This window comes from Amycolatopsis stemonae (genome assembly GCF_054781455.1).
This window is the reverse complement of record NZ_BAAGUJ010000005.1, coordinates 228,459-251,475: the sequence shown is the minus strand read 5'-3', so window position 1 is coordinate 251,475 and position 23,017 is coordinate 228,459. Positions and strand designations below refer to the sequence as shown.

Below are 23,017 nucleotides of genomic sequence, written 5' to 3'. Positions count from 1 at the left end.
CCGCCCGCACACCCGAACCGGCGGCACCGGGCACCGAGGCCACCGCCCCACCCCCAGCCACCCCGGCCGAAGCACCCCGGTCAAACCGAAGGCAGCGTGAAATACGCTTCTTCCTCCTGCGCGAAGTGCAGGGTCAGCACCGCGTCGAGGCCGTAGAGCGTCGCGCGCAGGTCGTCGACCTGGTCGGGCTGGATGCCGTCCGGGGCCTCGGTCAGGTGGCGCTGCAGACGGCGGGCCAGGCGGCCGATCTCGGCGTGCTCGCGGCTCATCGTCACCGTGCCTTCGGGCCCGCCCAGGGCCGCCGCCAGTGCCGGGTACAGCTCGGTCTCCTCCGCCGCCTCGTGCGGCAGCAGCTGGTCGGTGAGCAGGCGCGCGGCCGTGCGCGCGGCCGTGTCCGCCGTCGGGGTCGCGCCCTCGGCCAGTGCGTCCGCGGCCTGCCGGACCGCCGCGCGCGCCGGGAGCAGCTTCTGGTGCTCGGTCTCGAACCGGCGCATCATCGCCGCCGGTGCCGGGCCGCGGCTCTTCCGCTCTCCCAAGGCGCGCAACGCGTTCAGGATGACCACGACGTCGATGGCCTCCTGCACCAGCGCGCCGGCGACCGGGACCAGGAAACCGCCCGCCGCGGCGAGCATCGCGAGCAGCGACAGCAGCGTTCCGGCCACCGCACTGCCCACGGCCAGCCGGTGCGAACGGCGGGCGATCTCCGCCGCGTCGGCGAGCCGGTCGAGGCGGTCGTCCAGGATCACCGCGTCCGCGGCCTGCGCGGCCGCCGTCGCGCCCCGCGAACCGAGCGCGACGCCGACGTCCGCCGCGGCGAGGGCGGGCGCGTCGTTGACCCCGTCGCCGGTCATCACGGTCACCCCACGGGCACGCGCGGCGTCCACCTCGCGGAGCTTCTCCGCCGGCGTCACCTCGGCGTGGACGTCGTCCAGGCCCAGCATCGCGGCGACTTCGCGCGCGTTGTCGACGCGGTCGCCGGTGAGCAGCCGGACGTCGCCGATCCCGGCGGCGCGCAGCCGGCGCATCGTGCGGGCCGCGTCGGGCCGGATCGGGTCCTTCGCGAGCAACGCCGCGACGGGCTCGCCGTCGAACTCCACCCACAGCACCGAAGCGAGGTCCAGCCGGCCCCGGCGGGCGGCCGCCCGCGCCCAGGCCGGCAGCTCGATGCCCGGCCGGCGGCCCACGCGCACCCCGTGCCCGCGGACCCGGCCGCACACGCCCGAACCGACCTCCTCGGAGACGTCTTCGGCCGCCGCCGGCACGACTCCCGCGGAAGCCGCCGCGCGCACCACGGCCGCAGCCAGAACGTGCGGCGAGTACTGCTCCACGCCCGCCGCGCGTTCGAGGACCTCGGCCACGTCGTGGCCCGGCGCGCACACGACGTCGGTGATTTCAGGCCGGCCGCGGGTCACCGTGCCGGTCTTGTCCATCAACAGCACCGAAGCGCGGCCGAGGGCTTCGAGCGCGGCGCCGTCCTTGACGACGACGCCGGCCTTCGAGGCGCGGGACATGCCACCGGTTACCGCGATCGGGACGGCCAGCAGCAGCGGGCACGGCGTCGCCGTCACCAGCACCGCGACCGCGCGCCCGGCCTCCCCCGTCAGCAGCCAGGCGAGCGCGGCGATCAGCAGGGACGCCGGGAGGAACCAGACCGCGACGCGGTCGGCGATCCGGGCGATCCGCGCGGTCCGGGCCGCGGCTTGCTCCGCGAGCCGGACGACGCCGGCGTAGGCGCTGTCGGCCGCGGCGGCGCTCGCCCGCACGGTGACCGCGGCGCCCGCGTTGACCACTCCACTGTGGACGGTGTCGTCCGGCGGCCGGGACACCGGCAGGGGTTCGCCGGTCAGCGCGGACTCGTCGAAGGTCCCGCCGTCCGGGAGCAGGCCGTCCACCGGGACGACCTCGCCCGGCAGGACCACGATCAGCTCCCCGGCGCGGACGGCGTCGACCGGCACGGTCTCGTGGCCGTCCCCGGTGCGCCGGTGCGCGAGCCGGGGCGCCCGCTCCAGCAGGGCCGTCAGGTTCCGGCCGGCCCGCCGTTGCGCGCCGGCTTCGAGGACGCGCCCGGTGGCGACCATCGCGGCGACGATCGCCCCCGCGAGGTACTCCCCCACCGCGACGGTCGCGACGAGCGCCAGCACCGCGAGCAGGTCGGCACCCCAGCGCCGGGCCCGGAGATCGGCCGCCACCCACACCACGGCCGGGACCAGGGTGAGCAGGTCCGCCGCCGCCCAGGCCGCGTCCGCGACGACCGGCGCGCCGGCCCACCACGCGACGCCCCCGGCGGCGACCAGCAGCAGGACGCCGCCGAGCAGGACGGCTTCCCGTCGGGTTTCAGCGCGCACGGCGATCCCCGGTGAGCAGGTCGACGAGGCGGGCGGGCAGCAGCTTCAGGACGTGGTCGAGCCGGCCGGGCGAGCAGAGCCGGTCGAAAGCCGCGGTCACGGCCGCCGCAGTGGCGGGGACTTCGGCCCGGGCGATGCCCGCCGAGCCGGCGAAGCGCCCGACGAACCCCGGCACGTCGTACCGGGTCGGCACGTGGCTCGGTGTCCAGCCCTCGAAGTAGACGCCGCGCAGCAGCTCGGGCAGCTGCGCGGCGAAATGCACGGCCGCCTCGACGGTGAGCCGGTCGCGGACCGTGTGCAGCCAGGCCCGGACCGCGCGGTAGGCCGCGTGCCGGTCCTCGGTCCCGAGCGCGTCGCCCACGGCCGCGAGCCAGGTCCGCGCGGTGTTTTCCGCGTGGGCGAAGGGATCGTTCGCATGCATGGCGCCTCCCGGGTGCGGTCCCCCAGGGTCGGCTGCCGCTCCTGCGGGGAAAAGGGCCTAAGGGCCTCGACAAGGTCCCTTCCGCGAAGCCCTTCGGCCCTGGGGCCCGCCGCCGTCCGGCGCAACCATGGGGGTAAGCGATCCGAGGAGGAGCGATGGACCACACGATGCCTGACGCGTACACCGTCAAGGCGGCCGTCGCGCTCGCCGTGCGGGCCCCGTCGGTGCACAACTCCCAGCCGTGGCAGTGGCACTACGGCGGCCGCACGGTCGAGCTGCGCGCCGACCCGCGCCGGCGGTTGCGCCACACCGACCCCGACGGCCGCGACCAGCTGGTCAGCTGCGGCTGCGCGCTGCACCACTTCACCGTGGCCGCCGCGGCGATGGGCTGGGCGGCCCACGTCGAGCGGCTGCCCGAACCCGGCGTCCTCGCCCGGATCGAGCTGGTGCCGCACGACACCCGGGACGGCGACATCGCCCTCGCGGCGGCCATTCCGCGCCGCCGCTCGCACCGGCGTCGCTTCGCCGGCCGGCCCCTGCTCGTCCGGGACGAGGTGTTCCTGCAGAAAAGCGCGTCCGACCAGGGTGCGCAGCTGCACGTGGTCACCGACGCGGCACGCCGGTCGGCGCTCACCAGTGCCGCTGTGGAAGCCGCGGGACTGCACCGGGCCGACCCGGACTACGAGGTCGAGCTGGCGGCGTGGAGCGGCCGCGAACACGCCCCGGACGGCGTCCCCGCCCGCAACGCGATCCTGGCCCTCGCCCCCGCGAGAGAACTCCGGGTCCGCGCATTCGCCGGCGCGCGGCTGCCCGACCGGGCGGGCCCCGACGGCGCGGCCCTCACGGTGCTGGCCACGGCGGGCGACTCGGCCCTCGACCGCCTGCGGGCCGGCGAAGCCGCCAGCGCGGTCCTGCTGACCGCGACCCGCCTGAACCTCGCGACGTGCGTGTACAGCGAGCCGCTGGAGCTGGCCGCCACCCGCGGCCTGGTCCGCGACTGCGTCCTCAGTGGACGCCTAGAGCCCCAGCTGGTGATCCGGATCGGCTACGCGCCCGAAGACGCGGATCCGCTGCCGGCACCACCTCGCCGCCCGATCGACGAAGTCCTCCGGCCGCGGCCACACCTCTACGGTGCCGGGTTGCCGATCCCGGAGCAGCTGCGGCGCCGGGCCGGGTCGTGAGCGACGGTCAGCCCGGGCGGCCGGCGGGTGGCGCGGGGGTCTGGCTGAAGTTGCCCTGCCACGTCGCTTGCGCGCCGGAGTCGCCGATGCGGTAGATGTCGTAGCAGGCCGCTCCGGCGGCCAGGACGGCGAGGATGGCGAGCACGGTGGTGACCGTCGTCGAGGCGGGCGCGAGGTAGGTCTTGCGGCGCACCGCGGTGGCGGTGCCCCCGCCGGTGCCCGGGAGTTCGTCGTCGCCCCGGGACTCAGCGGCGTCGACCGTGCTTTCACGCTGACGCCACCACACCACGAGCGCGAGGACGGCCACCGGGATGGCGACGTAGAGCGCGGTGTCCCCGAGTTCGGTGTGGGTGTGCAGCAACAGGGTGCTCGCGACGCGCCGTTCGAGCCACTCCCCCGCGTCCGTGGTGACCGGGACGAGGATCGTCACGAGCACGGCCAGCAGCGCGTTCGGCCCGGCGAGCTTGCCGCGCGCCTTCGGCCAGAAACTGCTCACCACCAGGAGCACCGCGCTCAACGGCAGCAGCACGACGATCGCGTGCACGAGCAGGATGTGGGCCGGCAGGCCGTTGATCGTCGTCATGACGTCCTTCGGGGTCGATGTCCGCGACGGTGATCATCTTGGCGGCGCCGGGTGAGCATCCGATGTGACGATGGTGAGAACAGGGTAAGAAGACCAGCCCTGTTCACCGGGGCATCGAGCGGATCGTGTCGCGGCCGCGACACGATCCGGCAGCGAAGGTACGCACGTGCGTGACGAGGAAGTGCGCAGGCTCAGGTCAGGCGAGGCCCACGCCGTAGGCGTTCAGCGCCGCGGTGACCGGCTGGAAGTAGTCGGTGGTGCTGTCGCCGCCGGACACGGTGCCCAGCGCGGTGCTGCCGTCGAACAGAGCGCCGCCGCTGTCGCCGTGGTCGGAATGGACGTTGGTCTCGATCAGGCCGTAGACGACGTCTCCGTTGCCGTAGTTGACCGTCTGGTCGAGCGCGGTGACCGTGCCGCACGTCAGTCCGGTGGTGCGGCCGCTCTTGCAGACCTGCTCCCCGACGTAGGCGTCGCCGGCCTGGGTGATGGGCTGCGTGGTGCCGTCGTAAAGGTCGACCTCACCGGGACCGTCGCCGGAGTCGTTGCGGATCAGGCCGTAGTCGGTGCCGGGGAAGCTGGAATCGACCGAGGGTCCGATCCCCTGCCAGGCCGGGCCGCCCTGGGTGCAGTGTCCCGCGGTGATGATGTACTGCTGGCCGCCGCTGGTGACGTTGAACCCGGCCGAGCAGATGATCTGACCGGTGCTGATCTCGTCGCCGTCGTAGACCTGCGTCGTCAGTGGCTTGGTCGTGTGCTTGACGCGGACAGCCGAACCGAGCGAAGCGATCGCGGCGCGCAAACTCGCCATCCCGCTGCCGTGCGCGGCGTCGGAGATCGTGACGACGATCTGGTGCGTGGCGGGATCGATACCCCAGGCCGTGTTGGGGACATTGTGGACGCGGTCGAGCACACCTTTCGCGGACGCGAGCGCAGCCGCATCGGGCGCGGCCGAAGCCGGTGCTCCCAAGGCAAGCACGGAGGCCGCCGCGATTCCGGCGGTGAACATGATTCTGGACAGGGACGTGTTCATGAGGCACTCCCAGGTGATCCGGAGGGGGACACCTCCAGCGTCGCCCGAGCAGCCCTTCGGTCACCACCTACCTCAGTAGGGAAAGTCGGTGATTTTCCGTCAGGTGACGACCGCGCGAGGCCGTTCTTCGGTCCACAGTGGATCTCGCCATCGCCGGCCCTGCGCTCTCAGCGTTCTGTCAGGCTGGCCCCGCTAAGGTCGAGGCCGGTAGCGGACCGAGAGGAGGACCGGCGTGCACCGGCCACCACGACGGGCCCCTGCGCACTTTCTCGGGGCACCGGCCAAAGAACGCGTCCGAACGGTCACGGTGACCCTCGCGGTGCTGGGTGCCGCTGCGCTGGCGACCGGCTGCTCGACTCCCCCCTCCCCGCCGCCGCTGTCCCCGCCGATCCCCGGCGATCCGCTGGACCTGGGCGCGTACGGACCGAAACCCTGCGATCTCCTGCCCGCGTCCACGCTGGGCCGGTTCTTCGTTACCCGTCCAGGCAGTGTCATCGCGGGCCCGGACGGACCCATGTGTTCCTGGATGCCTTCGGACACCTCCGGATTGACTTACTACGCCTCGATCGACACCACGGGCGGAGGCCTCGAAGGCGTCTACGCACGGCGGACGCAGTTCTCGGCGTTCGAGCCGACCGTCGTGCACAGCTACCCGGCCGTGCACGTCGAAGACGGCGTCGGTCATTGCCGGATCGAGGTCGGCGTGGCCGCCGGCGTGGTCCTCGACGTCGTCATCGACGCCCGTGACCGCAAGCTCGCCGCCTACGACGACCCGTGCACCGAAGCCGACACCTTCGCCGGCGACGTGATCGGGTACCAGGGCCACCGAACGCCATGACCACGCTCAGGGACACCACAAAGTGTTCCTACGTCGACGTGTCGAACCGGCCGCCGCGAGGATGCCGAGAACCCTCACGGCTCTGCGCGTTCGGTGCGTTCGCGGGTTTGCCGCTGCCGCTTCGACCCGGTCGCGGTTCCTTCGAAATCAAGAACGGACTCCACACCAGCAACCCGATGGCACAGCAGAACAGGGCAGCCGCCACGATCACGACGACGATCATCAGGCCGGCCCTCCCCACTCGGATGTCCCGTGACCGACACTAGGCCAAGCCTGTTGAGTGGACGCTGAGCGAACCGAGCCCCCAGGGAGTTCATCGTCGAGGCGCACGCCTCTTTCTCCACAACAACACCGCCGCGGCGAGGGTCACGAGCGGCGCAGCGGCCGCGACGGTCAACGCCATGATCACCGGAAGGCCCGCGGAGGGAGCCGGGCTGCCGGGCGGCACCGGCGGCGGGATGAACCGCAGGTGCGAGTCCATGTGGTGCCACCGCGTCACCTCCAGGTGGATGATCCGCCAGCTCCCCGCCCACAGGACCACGGCCACCCCCAGCACCACCCACAGCAGACGGCGCCTGGTCATCGGCCGCGGAGCATCGCGGTGCGCAGCTGCGGTGGCGAGACGCCCAGCGCGGCCAGGATCGGCGGGACCAGCCCGCCATCCGCGGCGACCACCGCCGCGCCGATGTGGTGCTCGGTGACACACGAGGCTCCAGCATGCCGGGCATCCTTCGCGGCGGTGTCCAGGCACGACCGGGCCCGGCCGGTGACCGGCAGATGGCCGGGCAGCCGCACGCGCCGCCGGCGCCAGGTCCGCGGCGTCGGCGCGGACACCGGCCCCAGGTTGGCCTCGACGGCGTTCCGCACCGCCTGCAGGTCGATGCCGATGGTGGCGAGCGCCTCGGCGTCCAGTCGGTCGAACACGCTGCGCGGCGAGTTCAGCAGTCGCTCGGTCTGGGCCGCGACGCGATCCGGCGTCACGCCGAGGGCTCGAGCGGCTTCCCCGACCGGCGTGGGCGAGTGCGCGATCGCGTAGAGCAGGTGCTCGCAGCCGAGGAAGGGGTGCCCGAGGGCGCGAGCGCGGTCCTGGGCGGTGCGCACCAGAGCCCGGACGTCCTCGTCGAACTGCGGATTCCTCATGCCTGCCCCCCGCTTCTGCGCCCGTGCTTGCGATGCACGGTCTGCTTCGTGACCCCCAGCCGGGCCGCGATGTCCTGCCAGGACCACCCCGCCCGGCGAGCCCGGTCCACCTGCAGCGCCTCGAGTTCCTCGGTCAGCACCCGCAACGCCGCCACCGCACGCAATCCGACGTCCGGGTCGGTACTCGCCGCGCTTTCGGCGATCTGCATCCGCGTCTCCATGCCGTCAGCATAGGCTGACACCCGACGGTCGTCAACATATGCTGACGACGGGCGCGGCATTCGCCGCCACGTGGACGCCGGAGGCCAGACGTCATGGATACGGCGTGACGACCGGGACGAGTCGGCCACCGCGGACGGGCCGGTGATCACCTCATCGGCGAGCGCTCAGGGCGCCGCGCTTGACGATCCCGATCACTCCCGTCGCGACGAACAGCACGGCACCCACGATGATCAGCCAGAACAGTCCCTTGATCACCATGCCGAGCACCACCAGAACCGCCCAGACGACCAGCAGACCGATGAGCAACCCCATGACGGCTCCCTTCAACGCCGATTCCGAACGACACGGCGTGTACCCACCGTCGCGAGGCATCACGCTTGGCACGACGAATGCGTTCTCAGCGTCCTCACAGGACACCGCGGAAACGGCTGCCGAAAGGGTTCGTGTCGCCGCCCTCGCGGACGGCGACACGAACGGGAAATCGTTACAGGTGATAGAAGTCGCTGTAGTGGTCGGGTGAGTACCAGACCTCGCCGGTGTCGAGGTCGACCACGATCCGGTAGGCGTCCCGGTGCGCCCCGCACGTCCGCGGGTAGACGTCGTACTCCTGGAACGAGTCCCCACCGGGCAGCTGACCGTCGTTGTTGTAGTAGGTGCCGCCGGCGTAGTTGCACTGCCCGTTCGGCCAGTCGTACCACCCACGACTGCCCGGATAGCCATCGGACTGCCAGATCGAATTCGCCGACCGGGCAGCGGAGCAGCCCGAGATGGTGCAGGAGTCGTAGGTCGAGGCCATCGCCGGCGTGCCGGCCGCCGAGATGCTCAGCGCCGACGCGACAACACCGGCCATCACACCGACCCTCTTCGCCCACGACCGCTGAGAACGCAACCGATTCCGCACAAGTCCTCCAGGTAAGAGCCACAGATGAGCAAACCTCGATGAGACTGACTTTTCGATCGCTCGCAGGCTAGGAAAATCATCGCCAAATGTGAATGAACTTCAGTAGGAACTCCGGCAAGAGCCACAAATCACCCACGTCAAGTCGCCGAAGCTATCGCGCCTCACCTGCGGCCGAGGCAGGTGGAGTCCCCTCGGGATCGGTGCGCCCGGCATCCTTGCCGGTGGCCGAGAGATATCCGACGAACGCGACAATCGCCACCAGCAGGGCAAGGCTGACAGGCCCGGTGCCGAGGTCGAGCCCGCCGCGGGCGGCCGACACTCCCATCCAGTCGGCGAACGACGCGCCCAGCGGGCGGGTGACGACATAGGCGAACCAGAACGCGATGACGACGTTCAGCCCCAGTGTCCGGCGTGCCACCATCGGCACCGCGATCAAAACCGCGAAGGCCACCCCCGAGCCGAGGTACCCCAGGTGCAGCGTCGTCGCGGTGAGGTCGCCCGCCGCGGTGCCGAGCGCGAAGGTGGTCACGACCGCGAGCCAGTAGAACAGCTCCCTGCGGAATGTGGTGATGCTGTGGATCGCCAACGTCTTCTCGGTCGCATACCAGACCCCGAAAACAGCGGCCAGGGCAACCGCGAAGAACACCGTTGAAACAACGTAAGGAATACCGAAACCGACATGCAGGACATCGGCCGCCATCGTGCCGAAGACGCTGACCAGCACCACAGCCGTCCAATAGAGCCAGGCGACATAGGCCCGGGACCGGAACTGCGCGATCAGCGCGACCACGAGACCCGCACCGGCGATGCCGACGGCGATCACCGGGTCCACCAGGTGCGCCAGGAAGTCCGATGTGGTCTCGCCCATGCCGGTCGTCAGGACCTTGACGATCCAGAAGTACACCGTCACTTCCGGGACCTTGGCGGCCATCCGGCGCGGCGCCGCCGGGGAATCGTCGAGCCGGAGTTGCCCAGTTGTCATGGCGGAATCCTGGCACACGGCCGGACAGGCCGATCCGCAACCCACTCGTTTCCCTATTCGACCGTTTGCCAAGTTTGCCGGATTCTTTCATGCTGGTGCAATTGCTTCTCGGCCGCGTTTTTTGCCGGCCGGAGCCCCTGCGCTAACCCTGCGGTTACCTGGTGCGGGAAACGGCGCGCTCTCACGCCTGCCACACGGGAGCAGGAGGAATCTGGGGCAGTTACTGGTTCTTAAGGAGATCGTTCTCGTGCACGACCGATCAGGCGGTGCGGGCTTGCGCGTCGGCAAGGTCGTGGTGGCGCTGGGCTCCGTCGCGGTGCTGGGGCTGACCGGGCTGAGCTGGTCGCAGTTCAAAACCGGCGTGACCACCGCGGACGTCATCGACCCCGGTCAGGCCGCCGCCGGCCCGGCCGACGAACAGAACATCCTGCTGGTCGGGCTCGACACCCGCACCGACGCCGAAGGAAACCCGCTCCCGCAGGAACTGCTCGACCAGCTGCACGCGGGCGACGCGAGTGACGGCGGGGACAACACGGACACGATGATCGCGGTCCACATCCCGGCGGGCGGTGCAGGAGCGACCGCGTTCTCGATCCCGCGCGACTCCTACGTCCAGCTGGCCGGCGGGTTCGGCAAGCACAAGATCAACTCCGCGTACACCTACGCGCAGGTCGCCGAGGCGAATTCGCTGCGCGCGCAGGGCGTGGGTGGCGCTCAGCTGAACGTCCGCGCCGCGCAGGCGGGGGCCAAGAACGCGATCAAGACGGTCCAGCAGCTGACCGGGCTGACGTTCACCCATTTCGCGTCGGTCAACCTGGTCGGCTTCTACTCCATCAGCCAGGCGATCGGCGGCGTTCCGGTGTGCCTCAAGCAGGCGACGCGGGACTCCTTCTCCGGTGCGGACTTTCCCGCCGGTCCCCAGACCGTCTCCGGCAAGGAGGCGCTCAGCTTCGTGCGGCAACGCCACGGGCTGCCCGGCGGTGACCTCGACCGCGTCAAGCGTCAGCAGGTCTTCATGGCGAGCCTGGCCAGGACCGTGCTGTCGGGCGGCACACTGAGCGATCCCACAAAGCTGGCCAACCTGATCGACGCGATCAAGAAGACCGTCACCCTGGACCAGAGCTGGGACGTGCTCGGGTTCGCTCAGCAGATGCGGAACATGAGTTCCGGCCGGATCGAGTTCAAGACCATCCCCGTGGGCAACGTGGCACTGAAGACCGCCGGCGACGGCGAGGCGGTCGAGGTCAACCCGCAGGCGGTCCAGTCGGCGATCAAGACGGCGATCACCGGCGCCGGCCCGGTCGCGCCCGCGACAGGGCTGCCGCCGTCCCAGGTGAATTCCGGTACGGGGAGCGGGAAGGGCGATCCGGCCGTCACGGTCGACGTCCGCAACGCCAGCGGTACCAACGGACTCGCCGCGGCCGTATCGCAGAGCATCACCGGGCTGGGTTTCAAGGCGGGCAGCGTGGCCAACGGCGCCACGCGGCGCACCTCGGTCGTCGACTACGCGGCCGGCGAGCAGGCGGCCGCCCGGCAGGTGGCCGCCCACCTCGGGAACGGCGTCGGGATCGCCGCCGATCCCAGCCTCGCCCGCGGCCACGTCCGGGTGGTGCTCGGCACCGACTACCACGCTGCCGCGGGCACCTCGGGCACGCCATCCGCCGGCCAGACCACCCCGCCGGGCGATGCGTCGATCACCGCCGACAGCCTGACCTGCGTCAACTGAACAAGCGCCGCTCAGCGTCCTCTCAACAAGCGACGCCACACTGTTCATCGGACACAGGAAGGTGGCGCATGCCCAGCGCAGTCGATCACGTCGTGATCATGGTGCAGGAGAACCACACCACCGACAACTACTTCCGGTCGATGGCCGCATACGGGGCCAACGTGGCGACGGGGTGGCCGGTGTCGGCCAATCCCCCGGCGTCCGACCAGCCGCACGACCGGCATGCGTACTACCGCTGGCTGACCAAGGCGAGCACCGGCGACCACGTGCAGTTCGACACGACGACCGCACTGCCCTTCTACGCCTGGCTTGCCGCGACCGGGGCCTTCCTGGAAAACCACTGCTCGGGCTTCGGCACCAACTCCACACCCAACCACCTGCTGATCGTCGGCGGCCAGTCCCCCACCCTGCGCAACCCGCCCCGGTCGGCCCCGCAACCGGTCTGGGACTTGCCATCCCTGCCCGGGCACGCCCAGGACCACGGCGTCGAATGGCGCGCGTACACGGGCTCCAGCGGATATCCCCTGCAGTTCTACAAGCAGCTGTCCGGTTCTCCCCGGATCGTTCGTTCCGCACAGTTCGTCACCGACGCCGGAAAACGCGCCCTGCCGGCGTTGTCGATGATGTGGCACGACTCGCCCCTGGACGAACATCCCCCCGCCGACGTGAGCCAGGGGATGACCGCGATCTGGCAGGCGGTGGACGCCGTCGTGCAGGCCGGCTGGGAACGCACGGTATTCCTGCTCACCTGGGACGACTGGGGTGGCTACGACGACCACGTCGCCACCCCCGACGTCGAACACACACCCGACAACGTGCAACTGGCCTACGGCCCCCGGGTGCCCCTGCTGATGTTCGGCGGCCGGGTCAAGAACCGCATCGACTCCCGCTGGTGCTCCCACGTCAGCATCCCGAAAACCGCACTGCACCTGCTCGGCCTGCCACCGCTGGGTGTTCCCCGCCTCGACTCCGACGCCGGACTGGCCGACCTCGTCGACCTGAGCACCGCGGCGACGATCAGCCCCGTGCCACCCCGGCCCGGCACCACCGTCACCCCACCCCCACCACCCCGTCCCGCACCGAAACCGGCTCCCGTCCCGCCTCCGCCACCCGGCGGATCACAACCGGTCACGCCGGTGATCCTCCGCAACGGCAGGACACTCCCGCCACCCGACGACGTCCCCCTGAAGCCGGGCCACGGGCGCAGCCGATAGCGGTCGTGGCGGGATGGCTCCACCACCTACGCTCCGGACGCCCGGAGCTGGTCCGGCGCCCCGGCGAGGCGGCGCTGAAGATCCAGGACGGCCCTGGCCCTGGCGAACTCCGCCGGAGTGAACGGCAGCAGCGACCGGGTCACCACCACTCCACCGTCGGCGTCGGCCAGCCGCATCACCGTTCCGTCGATGCCTTCACCGGCCCGCTTCCCACGGCGCCCCAAGGGTTTCCGCGCGACGTCGCAATCGCCCAGAACCGCCGGCAGCAGCCGGCCGAGATCCACTTCCCGCGCAGCTGCCATCGTGAGCACGCGGGTCAGCAGGTCGACGAACTCGTGCGCGTCCGCGGGTATGACCCGCACGTCCCGGCCGCCACCGAGTTCGATGACCGTGGCGATGTCCGCCGCGGTCGCGTCGGCCGGCGTACGGACCAGGAACTCGTCCACCACGCCGTCCGGTACCGCGAGCACCTGCAGCGAGACGATGTCGTAGCGGTGCGCCGCCAGCGCGGCCGTCACGCCGGCCAGGCTTCCCGGCACGTCGCGCACCGTGGCACGCACCCGCCAGGCCACCCCGGTCCGCGCCGGGTGTTCACCCGTGCTGCCGCGCGCCGGGTTCGGTTGTGGGCGGTGCGTCCACCACCTGCGCCACGCGGCCGTGGCGATCAAGAGCCCGCCGAGGCCGAACAGCACGACGGGGCCCACGCGGTTGTGCGACAACGTGCTGACGAACAGATCGGCCACCCCGGTGGCGATGAACAGGGCCGCGAGCTCGACCAGCTCACGACTCATCGAGGTCCTCGCTCGCTGGACGGTCTTCGGCTGCGCCTCGGCATCGGTCATGCGGCCAGCATCCGCGCCGTCTCTTACACCGCCCCTGCCGATCTGTCACGATCCAGTTAACCCGGACGTACGGATCGGGCACGCCCAGTTTGCGCGCGGCGTCCAGCGGCCAGTTCGGGTTGTACCGCAGCTCTCGCCCGAGCGCGACCAGGTCCGCCCGCCCGTGCTCGTAGCCGGTTTTCAAGCCCGGGTACGGCAGCCCGGTGATCCCTCCGGAGCTGCAGTCAATGACGTCCCGTGCTGCTCTGCAGTGGCACCGGACCTGTGGCCAACCGTTCGTGCCGTGCTGACCTCCGAGGTTGCCTGGGGCGTTCAAAGCGCCGAGTCCTCGCGACAGCCGGACTGTGGCTGCCCCACCCGACGCTGCCGGAGGTCTGCGCCGTTCCCGGAGCTAGCTCCGAACTGACGCTTCAGGTCACGCGAAAGACCGGCCAACCGATCTCGGTGCGCCATGCGGCGGGATCGCTCGAGTCACGAGGACCGGCGACGTAGACCTCCCGCATCGGCCCGGCCACCGACATCGCGTTCTCCACCACCCAGGTCCCGAGTTCGCCGTAGGTGACCTCGACGCCGTCGTGGTCGCCGACGTGGGTGGTGACGGCCAGTTCGGCGGCCGGAAGAACCGCGGGGTGCACGCGTCCGGTGCGAGGTGGCGCCGCGGTCGGCAGGTAGACGAGCGCGTGACCGCGTTCCTGTTCGAAAAGGGCGTTGTCGTAACAGCCGCCCGGCGGCCCGGTCACGGAGTCGCCGACGGTCGCCTCCAACTCGGCCATCGCACCGGCGAACCAGGCCGCGACGTCGCCGTGCCCGACCACGGCCTCCACCGCCGCGACCGTCCGGGCGGGCTCCGCACGCAGCTCGACGTCGATCGGGGCGGGGTCGGGACGGAGCAGGCGCCGCAGCGACACGACCGCGGCCCTGGTGCGGTCGAGCACGTCCTCGAGGCGCTGCAGGTGGTCCGCGACCAGGGCCGCCCGGACACCGGGGTCGGGGGTCCGCAGGATCCGCTGCACGTCGTTCAAGGGGACGTCGAGTTCGCGGAGCCGGTGGATGACCTGCGCGGTCGGGATCTGGTCGAGCCCGTAGTAGCGATACCCGGTGGTCTCGTCCACCACGGCGGGCTCCAGCAAGGCCGCCTCGTGGTACCGGCGCAGCGTCCGCACGCTCAAGTGGGTCAACCGCGAAAACTCCCCGATGCTCAGCACCCCTCCATCCTGGACTCTCCCCCGGGGAGAGAGTCCACGGCTTGACCCTCCTGCGCCGCGAGATCACACGATGGGCGCATGACCGAACCCACGCGGTACCGATCTTCAGAGAAGAGTGAAATGTCCAGTTCGGATCGTGATCGTCTCGACGGTCGCCGGGCGCTGGTCACGGGCGGTTCGAAGGGCTCGGGCAAAGCCGTTGCGGAGAGGCTGCGAGAGCTGGGTGCCGACGTCTACGTGACGGCACGAACGATGCCCGAGGGGTACGAGCACCCCGACCGGTTCATCGAGGCGGACGTGACGACGATCGCAGGCACCGACGCGGTGGCCACTCGGATCGCCGAGGCCGGTGCACTCGACATCCTGGTGCACGTCGTCGGAGGTGCGTCGACGCCGGCCGGCGGCTTCGCGGTCATCACCGACGACCAGTGGCTCACCGAGCTGAACCTCAACTTCCTGGGGGCGGTGCGGCTCGATCGGGCTCTTCTCCCGGCGATGATCGAGTCCGGGGCGGGCGTGGTGCTGCACTTCACCTCGATCCAGCGTGAACTGCCCCAGTACGACGCGTCTCTGGCTTACGCGGCAGCGAAAGCGGCTCTGCGCACGTACAGCAAAGGACTCGCCAACGAGCTCGCGCCGCGCGGCGTACGGGTCAACGCGATCAGCCCCGGCGGGATCGAGACCGAAGCCTACGAAAGGTTCGTGGACCGGATCGCCGAAGGCAACGGGCTCACCCGTGAAGCAGCCAAGCAGACCATCTACGACTCCCTCGGCGGAGTACCGCTGGGACGGTTCGCGAACACCGAGGAAATCGCGGACCTGGCCGGGTTCCTGGTCTCGGACCGCGCCTCGGCGATCGTGGGCGCCGAGTACGTGATCGACGGCGGGACTGTTCCGACCGTTTGAGGCAGGAACCGTTTCCGGGCGATCCTCGGCGGCGGAAGCGCTCCCCCGAGGAACTCCACTGTGGACCCGACGTACGGTGCTTGCCTGCGCCCCCGACCGGCGGCGATAGTGGTACCACGCCGTCCCGAGGAGGCCCGTGCCCGCCGATCGCCTGCCCGCCGCGCTCCCCGGCGACCGGGAGTTGCGCAGGTTGCTGCGGCACGGCACCTTTGCCCAGGTCCTCGACCACTGCCTGAACGTCAACGGGCTGAGCCTCAAACGCCTGCAGGACCACCTCGCCGTCCGGGGCGCGCGGGTCAGCCGGGCGGCGCTGAGCTACTGGCGCACCGGGCGCAACCGGCCGGAACGCGACGAGTCGCTGCGGGCGGTCCGGGCGCTGGAAGACCTGTTCGGGCTTCCCGAGTCCGCCCTGGTGTCCCTGCTCGGGCCGCCCCGGCCGCGCGGCCGGGCCGCGGAACCGGGATCGGTGGACCGCAGGCGGATGTGGCCCGGCCACGACCCGCTGCTGGTCGCGCTGGCCGCACCGGCCGACGACCGGCTGCGCTACCTCACCGTGCACGAGCACGTCCTGGTCGGCGCCGACCGGCGGCTCGCGGAGGTCCGCATCCGGATGGTCGTGGAAGCACAGCGCGAGCACGTGGACCGCTTCCTCGTCTACCAGTGGGTCGAGGAGTCGGACCTGCCGGAGCTCGTCGAGCCGCGGTGCTGCCGCCCCGGCCGGATCCGCCGTGACCGCGAAACCGGGGCCACGGTCTGCGAACTCGTGCTGGACCAGCGGCTGGCGGTGGGAGAACGGGCGGTCGTCGACTTCACCTGGCGCTTTCCCCCCGGCCCGGAACTCACCTCCTACCACCGGCGGTTCACCCGCCCGGCCCGGGAGCTGGTGCTCCAGGTCGGCTTCGCCGGAACCGCGCCCGCGCACTGCGTGCCCTACCGGCAACGCACCCCCGCCACGGCGCCCCGGCAGGGCCGGCCGCTGTGGATCGGCCCCTCCAACACCGCGCACCTGGTGCTCGAGGACGTCCAGCCCGGGATCGCCGGGCTGAGCTGGGAATGGGACTGACCGGTGGCCCCACCGGGAGCCACCGGCCCGTCCCCTCCTCCCAGGATCAGTAGACGTACCAGGAGAACTGGTCACGTCCGGCGGTCCCGGCGGTGTCGGTCGCGGTCACCGTCACCTGGAACAGCTGGTTGACGTTGCCCGCCGCCCCGCTGATCACCCCGGTGGTGGCGTTGATCGACAGGCCGGGCGGGAGCCCGGTCGCCGACCAGCGGTAGCTGCCGGTGCCGCCGCTCGCCGACAGCGGCAGGGTGACCTGCTGCCCGTGCTGGGTGAACTGGAACCCGGGGTCCTGCACGGTCACCGGTCCGCTGCCGCCCTTGGTCACGGTCAGCGTGTACGTGGTGTCGTGACCGGCGGTCGCGTTCTTGCCGGTGACGGTCACCTTGTAGGTGCCCGCCGGGGTCGACGCGCTGGTGGCGATGGTCACCTTCGAGGAACCGCCCGCGGTGACCGAGGCCGGGTCGAACGTCGCCGTCGCACCGGCGGGCAGCCCGGTCGCCGACAGCGCGATGTCACCGCCACCCGGCGGCGGGGTGCCGCCGATCTGCGCGTTGGCCCAATCGCCCATCGAGCCCCACAGCTTCCCGTGCGCGTTGTAGGACGCGCAGTCGGTGCGCAGCCAGGAGAACACCCCGTAGATCTTGCCGTTGTAGTAGTACGGCCCGCCCGAATCACCCTGGCACAGGCCCTTGCTGCCGTTGCCGTACCCGTCGCAGAACATGTAGTCCGGGTTGAAGATCGACGAGTCGATGGTCCGGCAGTTCTGCCCGTCGACGGTGGGTAGCACCACCTCGCGCAGCTTGGTGTTCTTGTTCGCGTCGTTGGCGTCGGTCTTGCCGTACCCGATCGCGGTGCCCTGGGTGCCCAGCGGCAGCGTGTCCGAGGACGACGCGATCGCCGGGTAGGTCATGCCGGCGGGCACCGGGATGTCGGTCTTGGTGAAGATGATCGCCACGTCGTTGCCGTTGCGGAAACCCTCGTCGCTCTGCGGGGTGTAGTCCGGGTGGATCCGGTACTCCGCGATTTCGATCCGGGTGCCCTGGCTGGTGTCGGCCAGGTCGTCACGCCCGTAGATCAGGTACTTCGGGTCCCCTTGGGCGAACTTGCAGTGCGCCGCGATCAGCACCGCCCGCTTGGCGACCACGCTGCCGGTGCAGGACTGCTCCTGCGGGCGGACGCCGCCGGTGCGGTGCTGCGAAATGATGAACGGGTATTTGGCGACCGTGGTCGGCTGGCCGCCGATCACGCTCGGGCTCGCGCCCTGGCCGGTGCTCGCCGCCGCCGTGGAGACGGTGGCCGTGGCGGGCTGGCCGGCCGCCACCGACCCGGAGCTCGGGTTGACGCTGATGGAGAAGTCGCCCGTTCCGGAGCCGTTGACCGTCAGCGACACCGTCGCGGTGTGGGTGGCGTCGGACCCCTTCCCGGTCACCGTGACGGTGGCTTGTCCCGGTGCGGCCGACGACGACGCGGTCAGGGTGAGCGTGGCGGACTGGCCCGCGGTCACCGAGGCCGGGTCGAACGTCGCGGTCACGCCCGCGGGCAGGCCGCTCGCCGACAGCGCCACGGTCTGGGCGCTGCCCTTGGTGACCGTGGTGGCGATGGTCGAGGTCACGGACTTGCCCGGGTCGACGCTGACCGACGCCGGGTTCGCCGCCACCGAGAAGTCGTTCGCCGCGGGCGGGGTGGCGTCGCCGATCAGCGAGTCGGCCAGGGTGTCGCCCTGCATGGACCCCCAGCCGGTGCACAGGTCGTAGCCGGTGCCCGCCGAGTAGGTGCCGTTGGTGCCGGTGGTGACGTCGTGGAAGTTCGACGAGTAGGCACTGCCCTTGGCGATCGAGTACAGCGTCGGGTTGATACCGCCGAGGTTGGTCTTGCCCCCCGCTTTGGCCTTCTGGTTGACCATGGCGACGTAGCCGGCCCAGAGGGGCGAGGACAGGCTGGTGCCGCCGACGTCCTGCCAGCCGCCGTTCATGTAGACCGACAGCGCGCCGGCCCCGTAGTCGGCGTCCAGCGCGACGTCGGGCACCGAGCGGTGGGCGTTGCTCCCGGTCTGCCAGTCCGGCCGGTCGTAGAGCGCCGAGTAGCCGCCGCCGGAGCGCGTGTTCCCGGTGCCGCCCTGGTTCCAGCAGGACTCCGACGTGTAGGTGCCCGCGCTGTCGGCGGTGCGCAGCTGGGTGCCGCCGACCCCGGTGAACAGCGGGTCCGACGGCGGGTAGTCGGCCTGGACGGTCGAGTTGTCGCCGTTGTAGCCGCAGCCCGTCGCGCCCCAGTCGCCGGACGCCGACAGCATCGTCACACCCTGGGCGGCGAGCTGGGTGTAGGAGTCGTGCGACGCGGGGATCGGGTCGGCCTCGCACTTTTCGCCGAGCAGCCAGGAGCCCGACAGCACGGTGATCGCGTTGTCGGAGGCGATCTTGGCCATCTGGTCCACCCACGCGCTGTCGGTGTTGGGCGCCTCGTAGACCACCTGCGCGGCCCCGGGTGCGGTCGCCGCGACGGCCTCGATGTCGAGAGTCACCTCGAGCTGGTTGCTGCCGGGACTCGACACGCCGCCGTCGACCGGAACCACCCGCGGGGTCACCGAAGGCTGGCCGAAGTAGTTCGTCCAGGCATTGATGTCGGACTGCTTGAACGCGTCGAACTCGATGAGCCCGACGGTCTGCCCGGCCCCGGTGTAGGACGCGGAGAGGTTCTTCATGCTGTAGGCGGTGCGGAACTGGGCGGGCGTGTAGCCGCCGGCCGGCCCGCCGGGACCGCCCGGCGCGGACGCGCGGTGCGCGACCTCACGGTTGGTGAGGCCGGTTACGCCCCGCACGACGGTGGCGACGTCGGCCGGCACCTTCGGTGCGCTGTCGTTGGCGTAGAAGTGCTTCCCGTCGGGGCCGGTGTAGCTGCTCAGCGGGGCGTCGAACGCTTTCGCCACGACGTCCGCCGGCGCGGAGGCGTCGACGACCTGCCGGTTGCCGGACACCGCGTCGACGTGAAGTCCCCGCCCGCGCAGGAAGTTCGCCACTTTGTCCACATCGGACTGACGCGGCGCGAACAGCTCGTTGTACTCGGCCGAGGTCAGGAAGTGCCGGTAGGCGGGAGAGCGCGGATCGTCCACCGCGGCCACGAGCCGGTCGAGACCGGCCTGGTCGTGGGGCCGCAACGCCACCGCGACGTGCAAGGGCGGGGCGTCCGACAGCGTGCCGTCGCGGTGCGCGCCGGCCGGTACCGGAGCACCGCCGGAAGCGAGCGGGACCAGCGTCGGCGGCGGACCACCGGTGGCGCCGGCGGCCACCGAGGTGGCGGCCGTGACGAGACACGCCGCGAGCGCGACGACTCGGAAAGCGGACAGGGTTTTTGACACCGTTCCTCCACTTCGCGGGACTGGGATCGGCCGACTCGAAAGCGCGCGATCGCCGGTGCCGGAAGACGCTAATGGCGTCGCGGCCCCTTGGTACGCGGGAAGTGAACGTTCAGAGTTTTTCACCGACCCCCGGGGCGGCGGGGCGGTTTCCGCAGTTCAGAGGCTCGTTACGCGCCAGTGGTCCACACCGGCGGCGCGGGCGTCAGGGAACTCGGGCGGCAGATCGACGTCCTTGCGTTCTGCCCGGAACGCGACCTCGGCGCGCCGGATCAGCTCGGCGTCTTCAGTTCGCGGGCGCGCTCGAACGCGTACCAAATGTTGTTCTCGTTGTAGCCGATGCCTTGCGCGTGGGCTCCGGTGAACCCCTGCAGGAATACGAACAACGCGAGCGGGCCTGCTTGTTCGGTGCGGACCAGGTTGATGAGTGTCGGACACTGGTAGACCAGGCTCGTCTTGCGACCGGTGTAGAAACCCCACTTCAAGTCCGGATTGACCTTCCGGAGGACCTCGCCCGTCAACCAGAACAGGTCGAACGTGATCGCGGTCCAGTACGGCCGCGGCAGTTTCGGGTTCCCCGGATCCGGTTCGGCTTCCGCCTTGATCCACTCCAGGACCGTCCGGACGCCGTCCTCGTCGCACGTCAACTCGATACCGTTGTATTCGAGGAGCCCGAACAGCTCCTTGATGCGGTCGTCTTTCATCCGCAGCATGTCGTCATAACATTCGCGCGCCTTCGCGCGTTCCATGTCCCAGAGCGGCCCGGGGTGTACTGGGATGTACGGAAACCAGTGACCGAGTTCCATCACGGTCTGAGCCTACGTCTCGCCAGGCCCTCCGTGCGGCCGATCGCCCCGGTGGCCGGGCTGCGGAGGAAGTGCCATTCGACTCTTACGGCTCGAACCGGCTCGAACAGGGTGCGGATGCGCGCGGCGAACCGGAGTTGGCGGCGGTTGTAGGGGCGGGTGCCCACCCTCGGAGCGTTGCCGGAAGGCCAAGGGTGGCCCAGCTCCTCCAGATTATCTTCAGCGCTCGCTTGACACAATCTACAGTCAGCGCTATAAGAAAAATATCGGTCAGGAACCTGGTGACAGTGACCCTGGGAGTGATCGAGATGGACGGCACGAGCGTTCCCCGCCCCGCGGGAACAGAGCGCGGGAGACTGCCCGAAACCGAGCAGCGCGGCTTCGCCGACCTGGTCTATGCCGAGCCGGCGTGGGTGCGTGCGGAGTTCGACGCGATCATCGCCGCCAACTTCGGCACCGGCGCCGAGCACCCCGAGGTTCCCCCGCGCCGAACACCTCGTGCCGCGCGGGATCGTCGCGCTCGCCCCGGTGGTGCGGGCCGCCGGCTCGGTCCGCCACCCTGGGCGCGACGAGGGGATCTCGCGCGGACGGCCCGCCGAGTCGGGGCGCGGGAGCGGTCCCCTCCGCCGCCCGGTCGCGGTGCCGCGTCAGGCAATCCAGCGAACACACCGGAGAAAGGCGAGTGGCCGGCAAGGAGGTGATGACAGGAGGGCACGGCGACGAGAGGTCTTGAGTCTGCTGTGGACGGTCAGCCTGACGTGCTCGCCGGCAGCCACCCGCGAGGAGCGCCGGCCCGGCGTCTCGTGACGCGATCCAGGCGACACGTCCCGGCAGGGCTCGCCCGTTGTGTGCCCTCCAGCAGGAGTTGCGCCTTCCCTTCCTCGACAGTCGAGTCCGATCCGCCCGCCACAGCCCGCGCTGCGGCGGGCATCGGACTGTCAGGCAAGACCTCATGCAGCCTGGTCAAGGAGGAGAGGCGGGTTGAACCGCCGATCTCGAACCCAGATGGTGTGGAAGGAGACTGTGCCATGGTGATGCGTACCGACCCGTTCCGTGAGCTCGACCGGCTGACCCAACAGCTCTTCGGCGCCAACGGGACGCTGACCCGCCCGGCAGCGATGCCGATGGACGCCTACCGCGCCGGGAACGAGTACGTGGTGGCCTTCGACCTGCCGGGCGTGCACCCGGACTCGATCGGCCTGGACGTCGACCAGGACGTGCTGACCGTCAAGGCCGAGCGTTCAGGCCCGGCTGAGGACGGCGCCGAGTACCAGGTCGCCGAGCGCCCCCGCGGGGTGTTCAGCCGGCAACTGTTCCTCGGCGACGCCCTGGACTCCGAGCACATCCAGGCCAGCTACGAGGCCGGTGTGCTGACACTGCGGATCCCGGTCGCCCAGCGGGCCAAGCCCCGCAAGATCGCCATCAGCGCCGGCGGTGACAGCAAGCAGATCAACCCCTGACCAAGGCCGGCGGCGCCAGCCACCGGTGCGCTGCCCGGCGGTGCTGGGGCTGCCACGCCGGCCGAGGCTCGACGCCTGCTCGCCGACGCGTCATTGCCCGGCGCAGGCGACGTGACCGCTGTTATCACCGAAACCCACGCGGTCACCACCACCGAAGGGACGATCGTGATGAGCCTGGACAAGCCATGGAACGACGTGGCCGATCAACTGCGCCCCGCCCAGCCCGACGCCGAACTCCCGGACGACGAGTTCGACCTCGTTGTGGAGCCGGTCACCGAGCCGATCGAGGTGCTCGAGGCCGACCCTGCCGACGTGGCCGACCAGCGCCGCGACGTGCCACTGCCCGACGACCCACAGTGGCCCTGACCGCGGGCAAGTTTCTAGTGATGAGCCCTGAGGGATCGAAGCTAAAACAGATCGACGATGCCTCGGCGCCCACCGCCGGGGCCAGGATCCGCGCATGATCAGGACATCGCGTTGATCGACCGCGCGGGAAAGCTCAACCAGGCCAGCTGGGATGAGCGTGCCACGCTTCACGGTAACGACGACACCTGCTACGACGCTGCTGGCGTCGTAGAAGGCGCCAGCTCGCTGTCATCCCTCGAACTCGGCCTTGTCGGCGACGCTTGACAGCATCAGCTGGGCCCGCCGCGGAGCACGAGTCACCGGGGTTGACTTCTCCCCTGCTGCGGTGGACAAAGCCTCGATCAGGGCAGCCGCCAAAGCGTCTGGCTCCAGCACTTCTCGAGCTCGCAGAGTGATGGCGTCCTCGGCCGTTCGAAGGACACTGATCCTGCCAACGG

The 23,017-nt window shown here is 70.7% G+C and carries 23 protein-coding genes; 9 read left to right on the top strand and 14 right to left on the bottom strand.

All coding sequences use genetic code 11. The annotated features are described in order from the left end of the window. Positions 1-80 precede the first annotated feature (80 nt). Both ACYVLJ_RS20470 and ACYVLJ_RS20465 read right to left on the bottom strand, forming a co-directional pair. A complete protein-coding gene (locus ACYVLJ_RS20470) occupies positions 81-2,345 on the bottom strand; it encodes a heavy metal translocating P-type ATPase (protein WP_460439845.1) in 2,265 nt (754 codons plus the stop codon). Beyond that, positions 2,335-2,766, bottom strand: a complete 432-nt coding sequence (locus tag ACYVLJ_RS20465; protein WP_460439844.1) for a DUF2267 domain-containing protein — start codon at positions 2,764-2,766, stop codon at positions 2,335-2,337. Before ACYVLJ_RS20465 ends, ACYVLJ_RS20470 begins: the two co-directional genes overlap by 11 nt. A gap of 155 nt (positions 2,767-2,921) precedes the next feature. Between ACYVLJ_RS20465 and ACYVLJ_RS20460 the strand changes: the two genes are divergently transcribed. Then, positions 2,922-3,947: a nitroreductase family protein gene (locus ACYVLJ_RS20460; RefSeq protein WP_460439843.1), complete on the top strand. Its 1,026-nt coding sequence runs from the start codon at positions 2,922-2,924 to the stop codon at positions 3,945-3,947. A gap of 7 nt (positions 3,948-3,954) precedes the next feature. Here ACYVLJ_RS20460 and ACYVLJ_RS20455 read toward each other — a convergent pair whose 3' ends face one another. Together ACYVLJ_RS20455 and ACYVLJ_RS20450 are read right to left on the bottom strand one after the other, a co-directional pair. Next, positions 3,955-4,530, bottom strand: coding sequence for a DUF2231 domain-containing protein (locus ACYVLJ_RS20455; protein ID WP_460439842.1), 576 nt, complete (start codon positions 4,528-4,530; stop codon positions 3,955-3,957). 196 nt (positions 4,531-4,726) lie between these two features. Next, positions 4,727-5,560 (bottom strand): S1 family peptidase, encoded by an 834-nt coding sequence (locus ACYVLJ_RS20450; protein ID WP_460439841.1) that lies wholly within the window; start codon positions 5,558-5,560, stop codon positions 4,727-4,729. Positions 5,561-5,792: 232 nt separating this feature from the next. On the opposite strand from ACYVLJ_RS20450, the gene ACYVLJ_RS20445 reads away from it, so the two are divergent. Beyond that, positions 5,793-6,398, top strand: coding sequence for a DUF3558 domain-containing protein (locus ACYVLJ_RS20445; RefSeq protein ID WP_460439840.1), 606 nt, complete (start codon positions 5,793-5,795; stop codon positions 6,396-6,398). Positions 6,399-6,711: 313 nt separating this feature from the next. On the opposite strand, the gene ACYVLJ_RS20440 is transcribed toward ACYVLJ_RS20445, so the two are convergent. The 6 genes from ACYVLJ_RS20440 to ACYVLJ_RS20415 form a co-directional block, all read right to left on the bottom strand. After that, positions 6,712-6,981, bottom strand: coding sequence for a hypothetical protein (locus ACYVLJ_RS20440; RefSeq protein ID WP_460439839.1), 270 nt, complete (start codon positions 6,979-6,981; stop codon positions 6,712-6,714). Beyond that, on the bottom strand, positions 6,978-7,538 hold the full coding sequence (locus ACYVLJ_RS20435) for a Clp protease N-terminal domain-containing protein (protein ID WP_451987303.1): 561 nt from the start codon (positions 7,536-7,538) through the stop codon (positions 6,978-6,980). Before ACYVLJ_RS20435 ends, ACYVLJ_RS20440 begins: the two co-directional genes overlap by 4 nt. Beyond that, positions 7,535-7,759, bottom strand: coding sequence for a helix-turn-helix domain-containing protein (locus ACYVLJ_RS20430; RefSeq protein ID WP_451987301.1), 225 nt, complete (start codon positions 7,757-7,759; stop codon positions 7,535-7,537). Before ACYVLJ_RS20430 ends, ACYVLJ_RS20435 begins: the two co-directional genes overlap by 4 nt. A 151-nt stretch (positions 7,760-7,910) precedes the next feature. Continuing rightward, the gene (locus tag ACYVLJ_RS20425; RefSeq protein WP_451987299.1) at positions 7,911-8,072 is read right to left on the bottom strand and encodes a hypothetical protein; all 162 of its coding nucleotides are present in this window, start codon (positions 8,070-8,072) and stop codon (positions 7,911-7,913) included. A 172-nt stretch (positions 8,073-8,244) separates the two neighbouring features. After that, a complete protein-coding gene (locus ACYVLJ_RS20420) occupies positions 8,245-8,610 on the bottom strand; it encodes a ribonuclease domain-containing protein (protein WP_451987297.1) in 366 nt (121 codons plus the stop codon). Between the two features lie 202 nt (positions 8,611-8,812). Then, the gene (locus tag ACYVLJ_RS20415) at positions 8,813-9,643 is read right to left on the bottom strand and encodes a COG4705 family protein (RefSeq protein WP_460439838.1); all 831 of its coding nucleotides are present in this window, start codon (positions 9,641-9,643) and stop codon (positions 8,813-8,815) included. A gap of 247 nt (positions 9,644-9,890) precedes the next feature. Between ACYVLJ_RS20415 and ACYVLJ_RS20410 the strand changes: the two genes are divergently transcribed. Next, positions 9,891-11,369 carry an LCP family protein gene (locus ACYVLJ_RS20410; RefSeq protein ID WP_460439837.1) on the top strand — a complete coding sequence of 493 codons (1,479 nt, stop codon included), beginning with the start codon at positions 9,891-9,893 and terminating at the stop codon, positions 11,367-11,369. Between the two features lie 68 nt (positions 11,370-11,437). Beyond that, positions 11,438-12,583, top strand: coding sequence for an alkaline phosphatase family protein (locus ACYVLJ_RS20405; protein ID WP_460439836.1), 1,146 nt, complete (start codon positions 11,438-11,440; stop codon positions 12,581-12,583). Between the two features lie 26 nt (positions 12,584-12,609). On the opposite strand, the gene ACYVLJ_RS20400 is transcribed toward ACYVLJ_RS20405, so the two are convergent. Both ACYVLJ_RS20400 and ACYVLJ_RS20395 read right to left on the bottom strand, forming a co-directional pair. Further along, complete coding sequence (locus ACYVLJ_RS20400; RefSeq protein ID WP_460439835.1) at positions 12,610-13,425, bottom strand: hypothetical protein; 816 nt, start codon at positions 13,423-13,425, stop codon at positions 12,610-12,612. 410 nt (positions 13,426-13,835) lie between these two features. Next, positions 13,836-14,630, bottom strand: coding sequence for a MerR family transcriptional regulator (locus ACYVLJ_RS20395; protein ID WP_460439834.1), 795 nt, complete (start codon positions 14,628-14,630; stop codon positions 13,836-13,838). A gap of 120 nt (positions 14,631-14,750) precedes the next feature. On the opposite strand from ACYVLJ_RS20395, the gene ACYVLJ_RS20390 reads away from it, so the two are divergent. Beyond that, a complete protein-coding gene (locus tag ACYVLJ_RS20390) occupies positions 14,751-15,536 on the top strand; it encodes an SDR family oxidoreductase (protein ID WP_460439833.1) in 786 nt (261 codons plus the stop codon). 136 nt (positions 15,537-15,672) lie between these two features. Further along, positions 15,673-16,599 carry an XRE family transcriptional regulator gene (locus tag ACYVLJ_RS20385; RefSeq protein WP_451987285.1) on the top strand — a complete coding sequence of 309 codons (927 nt, stop codon included), beginning with the start codon at positions 15,673-15,675 and terminating at the stop codon, positions 16,597-16,599. 46 nt (positions 16,600-16,645) lie between these two features. Here the strand turns inward: ACYVLJ_RS20385 and ACYVLJ_RS20380 are convergent, their stop codons facing one another. Both ACYVLJ_RS20380 and ACYVLJ_RS20375 read right to left on the bottom strand, forming a co-directional pair. Further along, positions 16,646-19,951 (bottom strand): protease pro-enzyme activation domain-containing protein, encoded by a 3,306-nt coding sequence (locus tag ACYVLJ_RS20380; RefSeq protein ID WP_460439832.1) that lies wholly within the window; start codon positions 19,949-19,951, stop codon positions 16,646-16,648. A 269-nt stretch (positions 19,952-20,220) separates the two neighbouring features. Further along, positions 20,221-20,757 (bottom strand): hypothetical protein, encoded by a 537-nt coding sequence (locus ACYVLJ_RS20375; protein ID WP_460439831.1) that lies wholly within the window; start codon positions 20,755-20,757, stop codon positions 20,221-20,223. A gap of 1,025 nt (positions 20,758-21,782) precedes the next feature. On the opposite strand from ACYVLJ_RS20375, the gene ACYVLJ_RS20370 reads away from it, so the two are divergent. The 3 genes from ACYVLJ_RS20370 (at position 21,783) to ACYVLJ_RS20360 (ending at position 22,844) form a co-directional block, all read left to right on the top strand. Next, positions 21,783-22,214 (top strand): Hsp20/alpha crystallin family protein, encoded by a 432-nt coding sequence (locus ACYVLJ_RS20370; RefSeq protein WP_460439830.1) that lies wholly within the window; start codon positions 21,783-21,785, stop codon positions 22,212-22,214. Between the two features lie 111 nt (positions 22,215-22,325). Beyond that, positions 22,326-22,580, top strand: coding sequence for a hypothetical protein (locus tag ACYVLJ_RS20365; protein WP_460439829.1), 255 nt, complete (start codon positions 22,326-22,328; stop codon positions 22,578-22,580). A gap of 111 nt (positions 22,581-22,691) precedes the next feature. Beyond that, positions 22,692-22,844, top strand: coding sequence for a hypothetical protein (locus tag ACYVLJ_RS20360; RefSeq protein ID WP_460439828.1), 153 nt, complete (start codon positions 22,692-22,694; stop codon positions 22,842-22,844). The last annotated feature ends 173 nt before the right edge of the window (positions 22,845-23,017 follow it).

Coding starts and splice junctions, on each gene's coding strand:
- ACYVLJ_RS20465 (WP_460439844.1), bottom strand. CDS start 2,766: ATGCATGCGAACGATCCCTTCGCCCACGCGGAAAACACCGCGCGGACC.
- ACYVLJ_RS20460 (WP_460439843.1), top strand. CDS start 2,922: ATGGACCACACGATGCCTGACGCGTACACCGTCAAGGCGGCCGTCGCG.
- ACYVLJ_RS20455 (WP_460439842.1), bottom strand. CDS start 4,530: ATGACGACGATCAACGGCCTGCCGGCCCACATCCTGCTCGTGCACGCG.
- ACYVLJ_RS20450 (WP_460439841.1), bottom strand. CDS start 5,560: ATGAACACGTCCCTGTCCAGAATCATGTTCACCGCCGGAATCGCGGCG.
- ACYVLJ_RS20440 (WP_460439839.1), bottom strand. CDS start 6,981: ATGACCAGGCGCCGTCTGCTGTGGGTGGTGCTGGGGGTGGCCGTGGTC.
- ACYVLJ_RS20435 (WP_451987303.1), bottom strand. CDS start 7,538: ATGAGGAATCCGCAGTTCGACGAGGACGTCCGGGCTCTGGTGCGCACC.
- ACYVLJ_RS20430 (WP_451987301.1), bottom strand. CDS start 7,759: ATGGAGACGCGGATGCAGATCGCCGAAAGCGCGGCGAGTACCGACCCG.
- ACYVLJ_RS20425 (WP_451987299.1), bottom strand. CDS start 8,072: ATGGGGTTGCTCATCGGTCTGCTGGTCGTCTGGGCGGTTCTGGTGGTG.
- ACYVLJ_RS20420 (WP_451987297.1), bottom strand. CDS start 8,610: ATGGCCGGTGTTGTCGCGTCGGCGCTGAGCATCTCGGCGGCCGGCACG.
- ACYVLJ_RS20415 (WP_460439838.1), bottom strand. CDS start 9,643: ATGACAACTGGGCAACTCCGGCTCGACGATTCCCCGGCGGCGCCGCGC.
- ACYVLJ_RS20405 (WP_460439836.1), top strand. CDS start 11,438: ATGCCCAGCGCAGTCGATCACGTCGTGATCATGGTGCAGGAGAACCAC.
- ACYVLJ_RS20400 (WP_460439835.1), bottom strand. CDS start 13,425: ATGACCGATGCCGAGGCGCAGCCGAAGACCGTCCAGCGAGCGAGGACC.
- ACYVLJ_RS20390 (WP_460439833.1), top strand. CDS start 14,751: ATGTCCAGTTCGGATCGTGATCGTCTCGACGGTCGCCGGGCGCTGGTC.
- ACYVLJ_RS20370 (WP_460439830.1), top strand. CDS start 21,783: ATGGTGATGCGTACCGACCCGTTCCGTGAGCTCGACCGGCTGACCCAA.